We start from the raw sequence: 12440 nt of genomic DNA on the forward strand, positions 1-12440 counted from the left end.
GAGTGCCGACGCTCCGGCGGCTGAGAGTGCCGACGCTCCGGCGGCTGAGAGTGCCGACGCTCCGGCGGCTGAGAGTGCCGACGCTCCGGCGGCTGAGAGTGCCGACGCTCCGGCGGCTGAGAGTGCCGACGCTCCGGCGGCCGCGAGTGCCGGCGGAGCGTGAGCGCAAGATGACCCCGGCGCGCGAGCGCCTGGCTCGCATTCACCGGGCCGCCTTGGCCGCCGTGGAACCCGAGGCATGCGTTGCTGCGGTGGCGGAGGGTCTGGCGCCGGCTCGCCCGCTCCGCGTCGTCGCCGCGGGCAAAGCCGCCGCACCGATGGCGCGAGCATTGGAAGCGGCCTGCGGAGACCGGATTCGGGAGAGCTTCGTCGTAACGAAGGATGGTCACGGCCTGGAATTCCTCGGGAGCCGCGTCGCCGAGGCGGGCCATCCCGTTCCTGACGCACGGAGCGAAGCCGCCGGAATCGAAGCCCTGGCCGTTGCGAATCGGGCGATGCCGGACGAAGCCTTCGTCCTGTTGCTCTCGGGTGGCGCCTCGTCACTTCTCAGTACGCCCCTCCCAGGCCTGCACCTTGCGGATGTCGCGGCGGCCACCTATGCGCTCCTGGAAGCCGGGGCCGACATCGAAGCGCTCAACACCCTCCGCAAGCATTGCACCCGCGTGTCCGGTGGGAGATTGGCCCGCGCCGCAGCGCAGGCTTCGGAGATCCACGTGCTGGCCATCTCTGACGTGCCAGGTGACGATCTTTCCACGTTGGCCTCGGGGCCCTGCGCGGCGGATGCAACGACCTATGTAGACGCCGTTCGCGTGACGAGCGGAGTCGACCTGCCGCCGGCAATCCGCGAACACCTCGAGGCAGGGCGTGAGGGGAACCGGGACGAGAGTCTGAAGCCTGGAGACGCCGCTCTCGCATCGGTGCGCAGCCGGATCCTGGCTTCGAACGCGACGGCCCGCGCGGCTGCCTTGGAAGCCGCCCGAAAAGACGGGCTACGCCCGATCTCGCTCGGTGGCGAGCTTCGCGGAGAGGCGCGGGTCGCAGCCGGGCGTCTCGTGGGCCTGGCACGAAGCTTGGAGCCCGAGGTTCCGACCCTGCTCGTCGTCGGCGGGGAGACGACCGTGACCGTCAAGGGCGGCGGGCGAGGAGGGCGCTCCCAGGAGTTGGCCCTCGCGGCGGCGTTGGCGCTCGAGGAGGCTCCCAACATCGACCTTCTCGCAGTGGGAACCGATGGTACCGACGGACCCACCGACGCGGCGGGGGCCTTTGCGGATGCGGGAAGTGTGGCGCGGGGGAGCGCAGCCGGGATGGAGGCTCGGGGCCGGCTCGAAGACAACGACGCCTACACCTTCTTCGCAGCGGAAGGGGGGCTCTTCGTGACGGGTCCCACCCGAACGAATGTGATGGATCTGGTTCTTCTCGAAGTGCGCCCACCCGGCACAGGATTGGACGACTGAAGATCGGCCACCCGGCGCGGGATCGGACGGTTACCCTCCGTCCGTGACCCGATCCGGCGCCCCGTCCCTGCTCTCGTTGGCAACCCGCTTTCTCGTCTTGCTCGGCTTGATCGGCCGCGCGGCCTGGATCTGGCTGATCATCGTGCTGGACAGCCGAGGCGTGGTTCGCGCGGCGCCGGGTGCCCTGGTGGACCGTCAGGTGCGCTTTGCCCGCCGCTTCGTCGGCATCGCCAATCGGTTCAAAGGCGGTCTGATCAAGCTTGGCCAGGTGGCGAGCTTGCGGGTCGACGTATTGCCCGAGGAAGTGAGTGATGAGCTGGCCCGGCTCCAGGATCGTGTGGCGCCCCACGCGGCCCTGGAGATCCGCGAGCAGATCGAAGCGGAACTCGGCCGCCCCGTGGAGGACGTCTTTGGCCGTTTCGAGAATGAGCCGCTGGCCGCAGCGAGCCTCGGCCAGGTCCACGAGGCGGAGCTTCGAAGCGGCGAGAGGGTGGCGGTCAAAGTGCTCTACCCAGCCGTCGAACGCTCCGTTGCGATCGATCTGGCGGCCGCCCGAATCGGCCTCTGGTTCTTCGATTGGGTGACCGTGGCGGATCTCCGCCAGGTGCACCAGGAGCTGGCGGAGTCGATCCACGGCGAGATGGACTACGAGAGAGAGGGACGCGCCGCCGAGGAAGTGGCGCGGAACCTGAGCCGGGATCCGGAGGTCGCGGCCCACGTGCGCATCCCGGTCATCCACTGGGAGGCCACAGCCCGCCGGGTTCTCACCATGGAGTTCCTGGATGGCTGCAAGGTGAACGATACGGAGGGCGTCGAGGAGCGTGGCCGAGATGCCGAGAGCCTGGTGGTGTGGGCGACGCGTGCCTTCCTGCACATGATGTTCCGAGACGGCTTCTTCCATTGCGATCCGCACCCCGGAAACCTCCTCGTCTGCGATGACGGACGCCTTGGAATCATCGATTTCGGCATGAACAAGCGCATCGCCCCGGCCGTGATGGCCATGCTGCGCGAATCCCTCCTCTCGAGCGTGAGCCGGGACGAGCGACGTTATGCCGCTGCGCTGCTCGCGGCGGGCATGATCGATCCGCGCGATCGGGAGGCTGTGGAGGAGCTTCTGCGCATCTCGTTCTCCCCGGAGTATTGGAACCTGACGCCCAAGGAAGCGGCCGAGATCGATTTCAGCGTCTACCTGCGGCGAATGCGTTCCCAGCTGAAGAACATTCGCAGCTTCCGCCTGCCCGACGGGCTGGTGATGTGGTCTCGCGCGCTGACCCTGCTGCTCGGTCTGGCCACGGAGCTGGCCCCGGGCATCCGGCCCCTGGATGTGGTGGGCCCCTACGTCGTGACCTTTCTGGCAGGCGATTTGCCGGAAAGCCCACCCACGCCGAGTGCCGCCTACTCTTCGGCTCCTTCGGTTTCGTAGCGCCTCCGCAGCTCTTTGAACGAGAGCAGCACGTCGATCTTGCGGGCGAACAGCTCGCCGGCTGCGTTCGGGTCTTCGATCCAATACAGGACGACGCGCTTGCCCGTGTCGATGTCGAGCAGGCCGGCCTTGCGCCCGTTGATTGCGACGGAGGTGCGCTCCCTGATGGGGCCGTCGGGAATCACGTTGATCGTAACCTCCCGGCCTCTCCTCACCGTCTTCTTGAACTTCTTGGCGAGCGCCTCGTTGCCGTTGCTCTTCATGAGGATCTTGACGGTGACGGTCTTGGCCTCCGGATCGAAGCTCACCCACTCGGCTTCGTTCGCGACGCTCTTCCCCCGCGCGGCATGAGCCTGGGGCGCGTCGAGGGTCGCAGGAAGCAGCATGAGGGCGATGACGGCAGGAAAGGTGAGCGGGTGGCGAAGCGGATGTCGGTGCATCATGTCTTCTCTCCGAAGGAACCCACCGGCAGTCTACCTGGAGGTCGCCCACTCGGGTGAGGCCCTGAAGGATTCGACGCCCGGCGAGAGGTCCGGTTCCATGGCCCTTTTCCAGGGGTCGGCTTCGGCTCCGCTTTCCAGATGCAGCGCACCGGGAGCCGCGTTACCCTGCCGAGCCATGTCAGCCGACCCTTCCATGACGGCGGAGACCACGCGCTCTTCGCTCCTGGTCGGGCGAAAAAAATCTCTGAATCCCGAGGGCGGTCCTCTCGTCTACCATTCCAGGGCGTATCGCCGCCTTTTTCCTGCCGACGGATGAGCCGCCGGCAGCACCCACTACAGGAGAAATCCATGCGCTCCACACTCATTCTTCTCTTGGTCGCGGTCCCGTTTCTCGCGGCGGCCAACGCCCAGGCGAAAAGCTGCTCGACCTTCGGCGTCATCAAGTCCTATGACGAGGCCGGCAAGACGGTCGAGGTGGAGTGGACCAAGGGCAAGGCGACCAAGTTCTTCCCGCGGGTCTCCGGTGCCTCCGGTGACATCACGAAGATCCCCGGCAAGTGCAAGCGAAGGACGCTCAAGGCAACCACGGTGCCGGTGAAGGCCACCGGGGGCAAGCTGAGCGTCACGCAGATCCGGAACAACCTCACCGGCAAGATGCTCAACGACACCGAGAGCACCGCGTGGTTCAAGGCCGAGATCGACAAGCTCGTCGCGTCCGAGGAGGCGGTCGTCATCGTGCTCCGCCCGGGCAGGAAGAAGACCGACCCGATTCCGATGACGACGATCTACCTGCCCGCCACCGCCGAAGACATGGCGGAGATCCAGCGCTTGGAGGATCAGGCCACCGACGAGGAGTAGGCGCGTGGATCCGGTCCGGTTGATCGTCTACTCGGACTACCTCTGCCCGTGGTGTTACGTCGCCTCGTACCGCCTGCACCAGTTGCAGGAGGAATTCGGCGACGCTCTCGAGCTGACCTGGCGCAGCTATCTGCTGCGCCCTCGGCCCGAGCCGGGCCGCGATCTCGAAAAGTTCATGCGTTACACGCAGAGCTGGATGAGGCCGGCCGGGGAGCCGGATTCACCGGACTTCACGGTCTGGGAGAGCAGCGAGGGTCCGCCGACCCATAGCGTGCCCGCTCATCTCGTGGCCAAGGCTGCGGCTCGGGTCTCGGCCGAGGCGTTCGCGCGGATGCATGATCGTCTGCTCGTCGCGTACTTCGAGGAAAGCCGCGATATCAGCCGACTGCCCGTCTTGAAGGAGCTCTGGGAGGAACTGGAGTTGCCGGCCGAGGGGCTGGCGGTCCTGGCGGATCCGGAGGGAGAGCGCGAACTCGTGCGTGAAGTGGCCGACCAGCACAATGAGGCCCTCGAGGTGAGCATCACCGGGGTGCCCGCCGTGCGGGTGGCGGGGCACGACGCGTTCGTGACCGGCGCCCAGCCGGTGGAGACCTACCGGAACTGGATCGGCCGCCTGCGGGATGGCGTGCTCGACAGCTGAGGCAAGGAACGTCCCCGCTGGCTGGACGATCCTCGCGGAAGGGGTACGTTTGCCGGCCCTGGCAATCCGGGATGTGCGGCAGTGGCGGAATTGGTAGACGCACCAGCTTGAGGGGCTGGCGCTCGCAAGGGCGTGGAAGTTCGAATCTTCTCTGCCGCACCACCCCGGGGCCGAGGTCCCTTACGAGGTCGGCTCCTCCGCCGGCTCAGGGCTGTCGACCGCCGGCTCGGTGTCGGTTCCAGCCTCACCCTCCGCAGGCGGTGCCACTTCTTCGAAGCCGCCGGTAGTGGCATCGGTGGGCGCTTCCTCGAAGCCTCCCGCCTCTTCCTCGGCAGGTGCCACGGCCGCGGGCACCTCCTCGAAGAGCGTCGAGTCCGCGCTCTCCCGGGCGAAGTAGGCCAGGATCAGGCTGGTGAACATGAACACCACTGCGGCTGCTGTCGTCAGCCGGGTGAGGAAGTTGCCGGCACCGCGTGCGCCGAAGACGGTGTTGCCGCCACCGCCACCGAGCACGGCGCCCATCTCAGCGCCTTTGCCGCGCTGCAGCAGCACGACGACGATGAGTACCACGCACACGAGGACGTGCAGCACGGTTACGAATAGGGTCATGGTGGCTCCTTGGGGGGAGTGTAGCGGGCGGTTCGCCGCCGGATCTGGGGACGGTCAGCCGCCGAAATTGACGATCTTGGAGAAGCTCTCGGGTTCGAGGCTCGCGCCTCCCACGAGTGCGCCATCGATGTCGGCCTGGCTCATCAGCTCGGTCACGTTGTCCGGCTTGACCGAGCCGCCGTATTGGATGCGAATCGCCTCGCCGTCGGCACCGAAGAGTTCGCCCAGCACGCCGCGAATCATCGCGTGCACATCCTGGGCCATCTCGGGCGTAGCGGTCTTGCCTGTGCCGATGGCCCAGATGGGCTCGTAGGCCACGACGATCTCGGTGGCGCGGGTCTTGTCGATGCGAGCCAGGCTCTGCCGGATCTGTCCGCCGACGAAGGAAAACGTCTCGTTCGCTTCGCGCTGCTCCAGGGATTCTCCGCAGCAGACGATCGGCAGGATGTTCTGCGCGAGGAGCGCCTCGGCTTTCGCGGCCACGAACGCATCGGTTTCGCCAAACAACGTGCGGCGCTCGCTATGGCCGACGATGGCGTAGCTGCAACCGACATCGGCGAGCATCTCCGTCGAGAGTTCGCCGGTGAAGGCGCCTTTGGGCTCCGGGTTCACGTTCTGCGCAGCGAGGGCGACGTTGCTACCACGGATCGCCTGGCCGAGGGCGTGGAGAGCCGTCGCCGGAGGTGCCAGCACCACGTCCGCGGCGGCACCCTTGACCAGAGGCAAGAAGCCCTCGGCAAAGGCCAGCGCCTCTCCGACGGTCTTCTGCATCTTCCAATTGGCTGCCAGGATCGGTCGACGTGCCATGTTCAATCCTCCAACGCTGCAACACCGGGGAGCGTCTTGCCCTGGACGAATTCCAGGGAGGCGCCACCGCCGGTCGAGAGATGTCCAATGCGATCGCCGAGCGCCAGCCGGTTGATCGCGGCAACTGAATCCCCGCCGCCAACGACGGAGTGCCCGGCCGAGCTGGCGACCGCGTTCGCGACCGCCTCGGTGCCCTTGGCGAATGCGTCCATTTCGAAGACGCCCATCGGTCCATTCCAGAAGATCGTGCGGGCGGCGGCTGCCTCGGCCGCATAGGCGGCGGCCGTCTCGGGGCCGATGTCGACACCCATCAGGCCATCGGGCACCTGGGCTCGGACCTCAGCGGGTGCGTTCGGTTCGAGCTTCTCGACCACGACATGATCCGTCGGCAGCAGGAGCTTGCGGCCCGCTTTCGCTGCGGCTTCCTCGACCCGGCGAGCATCGTCGATGCGATCCGGCTCCACGAGAGAGGTGCCCGTGGGCTCGCCGCGCGCGGCGAGGAAGGTGTATGCCATGGCTCCGCCGATCGCGAGCACATCCGCGTGGGGTGCCAACGCTTCGAGCACAGCCAGCTTGTCAGAGACCTTCGCGCCGCCGAGCAGGCAGAGCAGGGGGCGCTCCGGCTCGCGGACGACCTTCAGATGTTCCAGCTCGGCACGGAGTAGATCCCCGGCGGCCCGTCGCGATACCAGCCGGGCGACCCCTGCGGTCGAGGCGTGGGCCCGGTGGGCGGTGCCGAAGGCATCATTCACGTAGACGTCGGCCAGCTCGGCGAAACTTCGCGCCAGGGCGTCGTCATTCCGGGTCTCGCCGGGCTCGAAACGGACATTCTCCAGGAGCAGGAGCTCGCCCTCTCCGAGGTCATCCGCTGCGGACAGTGCGAGGGGCCCGACGACTTCCGGACAGAAGGCGACCTTGCGCTCGAGCAACTCTCCGAGCCGCTCGGCGACGGGCGCGAGGGAGAACTCGGGCTTGCGTTCGCCCTTGGGCCTTCCGAGGTGGGAGGCCAGGACGACCCGGGCTCCGCCCGCGAGCAGCCGCCGAAGGCTGCCGGTCGCGGCGCGGATGCGCGTATCGTCTCCGATCTGGCCACCTCCGAGAGGGACGTTCAGGTCCGCGCGCACGAAGACGCGCTGGCCCCGAACCCCTTCGGCAAGGAGCTCGTCGAGTGTCTTGGTGGCCACCGTGACTAGGCGCGGCCCATGATCTCGGCGAGATCCGCTACGCGGGTCGCGTAGCCCATCTCGTTGTCGTACCAGGAGAGGAGCTTGGCGAAGTCGCCGTCCATCACCTTGGTGCTCTGCACGTCGAAGATCGAGGAGTGGGGATTGCCAACGAAGTCCGCCGAGACGAGCGGCTCGTCCATGTACTGGAGGATGCCCTTCATCGGGCCATCGGCAGCGGCCTTGATGGCGGCGTTGATGGTGGCCTCATCCGTGCTCTTCTTCAGCTGGACCGAGAGATCGACCGCGGAGACGTCCGGCGTGGGAACGCGCATGGCGTAGCCGTCGAGCTTGCCGTTCAGCTCGGGCATGACCAGCCCGATCGCCCGGGCGGCGCCGGTCTTGGTCGGGATCATCGAGAGCCCACCTGCCCGGGCGCGTCGGAGATCGCTATGCGGCGCATCGACCAGCCGCTGGTCGGCGGTGTAGGCGTGGATGGTGACCATCAATCCGCGCTCGATCCCGAACTCCGTGTGCAGCACCTTGGCCATCGGGCCGAGGCAGTTCGTCGTGCAGGATGCGTTGGAAACGATCCTGTGGTTGGCCGGATCGAAATCGGAATCGTTGACGCCCATTACGACCGTCACGTCCGGGTCGCCGGCGGGCTGGGTGATCATCACGCGCTCGGCGCCGGCGTCCAGGTGGAGCTGGGCCTTGTCGCGGCTCGAGAAGAGGCCGGTGGATTCGATCACGACCTGGGCGCCGACCTTGCCCCAGGGCAGATTGGCCGGGTCGCGCTCCGCGGTGATCGGGATGGACTTTCCATCGACCACCAGGTTGTCGCCGTCCGCCGTCACGTCGCCCGGGTAGCGCCCGTGGACGGAGTCATATTTCAGGAGATGAGCCAATGTGGCGGGATCGACGAGATCGTTGATGCCGACGACCTCGATGCCCTTGGCCTGCATGGCCCGATAGGCCAACCGTCCGATCCGTCCGAATCCGTTGATACCGACCTTGACCGTCATGCTCTCGTTTCCTCTTCGGTTGGCGCTTCGTATGCGCGGGCGGGCGGCGATCTGATTCACCGCGTTGCCGGAGGGCGGAGGTTCGAACCGGTTTCGCGGCTCGTCCCGTTCGGCCCTTTTTCCAGCCTGCCCGCCGCCCGGCCGGGACGGCCAGGTTGCTTCCCGGGGCCACCCCGGGCGCGAGCGGGCCGGAATGTAGCCATTTTTCCGCGGACTTCGCCCATCTTCAGTTCGCTGTGTCCAGGGCTGGGGAGGGCGAGCCTCCAACGACGCTGGCGCGCGTTCAGCCCGCGATGGGCGACTGCGGCAGTGTGCCCCGCGGCATGGCCGGGCCCGCTGGCGCGGGGCCTTCTATGCTCGGTCGCTGCAGCGTGAGGGGAGGGGATGGTCGAGGTAGCGCGCAATCGGGCGAGGAGAGCTCCGCTCGGAACTCGTCGCATGGTCGGCGTCGGGGCGGTGCTGCTCGTGGCCCTCCTCTGCGGCGCGTTCTGGCTGGACGCTCGAAATACCCGTCGGGGCCGGTATCCCAAGATCGAGGGCACGCTCAGCGTTTCCGGATTGGCAGCGCCAATGCGCATCCTCCGGGATCGAGCCGGTGTTCCGCATATTCGAGCCTCGAGCGAGGCCGACGCCTGGTATGGCCTGGGCTTCGTCCACGCCCAGGATCGGCTCGGCCAGATGCTGGCGGCGAGGCGAGCGGCGCAGGGGCGCAGCGCGGAGGTCGAGGGGCCGGGCGCCCTCGAGGCGGATCGCTGGGCCCGAACCCTGGGTTTCGCCCGGCTCGCCGCGCGGGAGGCGGCCGGGCTCTCCGAGCCCACCCAGAGGGTTCTCGAGGCCTACTCGGCGGGCGTGAACGCTCGCCTGGCGCCGGTGCGTCTCGGCCTCCGCGTGGCGCCGGCAGGAGAGCCCGATCCCGCGGCGCTGGAGCCCTGGACGCCGACGGATTCCCTGGCCTTGCTCAAGCACCGCGCCTGGACGCTCGGCGCCAGCGTCGAGGAATCGCTCGTGTTGGATCTGCTGATCCGCAAACTCGGTCCGACGATGGCCCGACCATTCTTTCCCGGTGGTGTCGGGCCGGCTGCGGGCCGAAACACGACGGCGAGTGGAAACCCGGCGCTACCGGTCGTGTGGCTTCCGCCGGTCGATCCGCTGCGCCAACGCGCTGGCCATGCCGGGCAGGGGATCGGCAGTTCTGCGTTCCTGGTGGGCGGGTCCCGCACGCGGCGCGGCGCCCCCTTGCTCGCAGCAGATGCCCACTACCCCGCCCAGGCGCCGGCCGAGCTTCACCTTGCGGAGCTGCGAGGTGGTTCGCTGCAACTGGCCGGCGCCGCCGTGCCCGGAGTGCCGATCTTCTGGAACGGCTTCAATCCGGATCTCGTCTGGGCGGTGACGCATCTGCCAGCGGTGGTGACCGACATGGCCTGGGAAACCCTGCATGCCGAGCGGGAGGGGCGGGTACTCGACGGGTTGCGCTGGCGGAAGATCGAGGAACGCGAGGAAGAGATCCGTATTCGTGGGGCCGCAGCCCAAATACTTCGCGTGCGAGAGACGCCGCGGGGGCCCCTGATTCACGAACTCCTGGGGCTCCCGGTTCCTGTCTCGGTGCGCTGGATGGGCGCTGAAACACGCGACCCGATGGCGGGCTTTCTGGGTCTCGGTGTGGCGACGAGCACGGGAGAGGGGCGCCGCGCGCTGGCTCGGCATGTGGAGCCGGTCGTGGCGGTGCTGTTCGCGGATCGCTTTGGCCGCGGTTCCCTGCAGGTGGCGGGCGCGTTGCCGGAGCGGGAGGTGCCGAGCGGCATCGTGCCGTTGCCGTCGACGAATGTCGCCTACGGCTGGAAGCGCCCGATCCCCTACGAGGCTCTGCCTCACCGCGGGCTCACTCGCTCGCGCCCCTGGCTGATTTCCGCTGACGGCTCGCTTCCCGGGGGCCGGGCCGCCGGCGTCGAAATGCTCTGGCGATCGGGAGCCCGGGCCGGGCGGTTGGCCAAGCTGCTTCGGGATCTGCGCGCCAAGCCCCTCGAGGAAGACGATCTGGTGACCCTCCAAGCGGATGCGCGTTCGGCGGTGGCGGTCGATCTGGTGCGCAGCGCATTGGTGAGGGTCGGAAAGCAGCCGGCTGGCAGCAGCGAGGCCCAGGAACTCATCGACCTGCTCCGCCACTGGGATGGCGACATGAGCGCCGACCGCGTGGAGGCCGCCGCCTATCATGTGTTCCTTGCTCGCCTGGTCAGGCGTCTGTTCGAGCCCGAACTCGGTTCCGAGTTGCTCGAACGCCTGGTCGGTCTGCGCGGCATGGAGCTCTCTTGGCTGGTGGGTCGCGCCCTGGACCCGCCTTCCGCTCACAAGGAACTGGCGGCGCCCTGGTCGGATCCGGAACGGGTCGACGCCGCCGTGCTGCGAAGCCTTCGGGAAACCTGGATCGAACTCGCAGTAACCCTCGGGCCCAATCGCAAGAAGTGGGGTTGGGGGCGCCTGCATCCGCTTCAGTTCCTGGCAAGGCGGCCTGTCCAGCGGTGGCAACGGGATGCTGCCTTCGGTCCTTTTCCGCTGGGAGGGGATGCCACGACGGTGCTGCTCGGGGAGTACTCCCCCCTCGATTCCTTTGGCGCCCGGGTCGTGGCCGTGCATCGCTTGATCGCCGAGGCGGGCGATCTCGACCAGGCCCTCGTCTTCCTGGTTCCGGGCCAGACCGAGCAGGCCGGGCATCGCTGGCAGGCGGATGGCATCACGCGCTGGCTGCGCGGGCGGCCGATGCTTCTCTCGACGCGGGATCCGGTCATCGACGACACGCGGGTGGCCGAGCTGCGGCTCGAGCCCACTCCCTGAAACCATGCTCCTCTACGCCATCGTTCCGGGCTTCTACGCGGAGGCGGAGCGCGCCGCACATCCTGGGCTGCGAGATCAACCCGTCGTGGTCGGCGGGGATCCGCGCAAGCGCGGCCTGGTGCAAGCGGCCACCCCGGATGCCTTGGCGGCGGGCATTGTGTTGGGGATGCCCATGATCGAGGCGCTCAGCCGCTGTCCCCAGGCGAGGGCGTTGCGGACCCATATGCGGGAGTACCGCGAAGCCGGCAAGCGTCTCCAGGCCGTCTTCCGCCGCGAAACCGAGCGGGTCGAGGCGGTGGGCCTCGACGCCGCGTTTCTCGATCTCGGTGGCTCGGATGAACCGATCCAGCAGGTGGCCATTCGGCTTCGGGAAGAGGTGGCTCGCGAACTCCGGCTGCCCCTGCGGGTCGGCGCTGCACCCATCAAGTTCGTTGCGAGGCTTGCAGCGGAAGACTCCGACGATACAGGGTTTTTCTGGGTTCGACCGGAGGCTCTTCGCGCCTATCTCGATGCGCTGAACGTGATGCGCCTTCCCGGTGTGGGTCCTCGAACGGCAGAGCGAATGGCGAGCCAGGGCGTTGCGACCGTAGGCCAGTTGCGACTGCTCTCGGAGGAGCAGGTGGAGGCCAGTCTCGGCAGCCACGGCCTCGGGATTCTCGCGCTTGCCCTCGGGCGCGACGAGAGCCGGCTGCGGGCCGCACCCCATCCGCGAAGCATCAGCCAGGAATCCACATTCGATACGCCGGAAAACGATTGGGGCGTGCTCGAAGAACGGCTGGCCGCCCTGGCTGCTGATCTGGAACGCAGCCTGGCGCTCGAGCACCTGGCTGCGAAGCGGGTCGTGCTGAAGCTTCGCTACGACGATGGCGAGGCAACGACCCGCAGCCGCACCGACCGCAGGCCCCTCTCGACTTCCGCCGCGATCTCGGCCCTCGCCGCCGAACTCCTGGGTCGAACCGAGAGCGGCCGTCCCGTGAAGCGTGTGGGCATCGCCGTCTCCGGCATCGTCCGCGTGCGCCGCGACGACCGCCAACTGGAAATGTTCCCGGACGACTAGTCCCTTGTCACACCAAAAGCTGGGGGTAGAGTCGTCGCAGTTTCACGCGGGCTTGTTGGGTCGTGAATTGCCAGTCGACGCCCTTCGTCGTTCGGTTGCGATCGTCTTGCCAGGCTTGGACTTGGCGCGTGA

General features: G+C 67.8%; 11 protein-coding genes and 1 tRNA gene. 7 read left to right on the top strand and 5 right to left on the bottom strand.

Annotation, left to right across the window (positions count from 1 at the left end):
* The first annotated feature begins 146 nt into the window (after positions 1–146).
* Entirely contained in the window at positions 147–1454 is a 1308-nt protein-coding gene (locus GY937_00010; protein ID MCP5055090.1) for a DUF4147 domain-containing protein, read from the top strand.
* A 43-nt stretch (positions 1455–1497) separates the two neighbouring features.
* Positions 1498–2877: an AarF/ABC1/UbiB kinase family protein gene (locus GY937_00015; protein ID MCP5055091.1), complete on the top strand. Its 1380-nt coding sequence runs from the start codon at positions 1498–1500 to the stop codon at positions 2875–2877.
* Here GY937_00015 and GY937_00020 read toward each other — a convergent pair.
* Complete coding sequence (locus GY937_00020) at positions 2850–3320, bottom strand: hypothetical protein (protein ID MCP5055092.1); 471 nt, start codon at positions 3318–3320, stop codon at positions 2850–2852. The two genes, GY937_00015 and GY937_00020, sit on opposite strands and share 28 nt — an antisense overlap.
* Positions 3321–3668: 348 nt before the next feature.
* Between GY937_00020 and GY937_00025 the strand changes: the two genes are divergently transcribed.
* From GY937_00025 to GY937_00035, 3 genes are all read left to right on the top strand, one after another.
* The gene (locus tag GY937_00025) at positions 3669–4178 is read left to right on the top strand and encodes a hypothetical protein (protein ID MCP5055093.1); all 510 of its coding nucleotides are present in this window, start codon (positions 3669–3671) and stop codon (positions 4176–4178) included.
* A gap of 4 nt (positions 4179–4182) precedes the next feature.
* Entirely contained in the window at positions 4183–4818 is a 636-nt protein-coding gene (locus GY937_00030) for a hypothetical protein (GenBank protein ID MCP5055094.1), read from the top strand.
* Between the two features lie 75 nt (positions 4819–4893).
* Positions 4894–4980: transfer RNA gene (locus GY937_00035), tRNA-Leu, on the top strand.
* An 18-nt stretch (positions 4981–4998) separates the two neighbouring features.
* Here GY937_00035 and secG read toward each other — a convergent pair.
* Genes secG through gap form a run of 4 tightly spaced genes read right to left on the bottom strand, consistent with a single transcriptional unit; the run spans position 4999 to position 8422 of the window.
* Positions 4999–5427, bottom strand: a complete 429-nt coding sequence (gene secG / locus GY937_00040) for a preprotein translocase subunit SecG (protein ID MCP5055095.1) — start codon at positions 5425–5427, stop codon at positions 4999–5001.
* 54 nt (positions 5428–5481) lie between these two features.
* Complete coding sequence (locus GY937_00045; GenBank protein MCP5055096.1) at positions 5482–6234, bottom strand: triose-phosphate isomerase; 753 nt, start codon at positions 6232–6234, stop codon at positions 5482–5484.
* 2 nt (positions 6235–6236) lie between these two features.
* Positions 6237–7418, bottom strand: a complete 1182-nt coding sequence (locus tag GY937_00050; GenBank protein ID MCP5055097.1) for a phosphoglycerate kinase — start codon at positions 7416–7418, stop codon at positions 6237–6239.
* Positions 7419–7423: 5 nt separating this feature from the next.
* Positions 7424–8422 carry a type I glyceraldehyde-3-phosphate dehydrogenase gene (gene gap / locus GY937_00055; GenBank protein ID MCP5055098.1) on the bottom strand — a complete coding sequence of 333 codons (999 nt, stop codon included), beginning with the start codon at positions 8420–8422 and terminating at the stop codon, positions 7424–7426.
* A gap of 384 nt (positions 8423–8806) precedes the next feature.
* Here gap and GY937_00060 point away from each other — a divergent pair, with 384 nt between their 5' ends.
* Both GY937_00060 and GY937_00065 read left to right on the top strand, forming a co-directional pair.
* Complete coding sequence (locus GY937_00060) at positions 8807–11251, top strand: penicillin acylase family protein (protein ID MCP5055099.1); 2445 nt, start codon at positions 8807–8809, stop codon at positions 11249–11251.
* Between the two features lie 4 nt (positions 11252–11255).
* Positions 11256–12308, top strand: coding sequence for a DNA polymerase IV (locus GY937_00065; protein ID MCP5055100.1), 1053 nt, complete (start codon positions 11256–11258; stop codon positions 12306–12308).
* Positions 12309–12440 lie beyond the last annotated feature (132 nt).

Source organism: bacterium (genome assembly GCA_024228115.1).
Classification (GTDB): domain Bacteria; phylum Myxococcota_A; class UBA9160; order UBA9160; family UBA6930.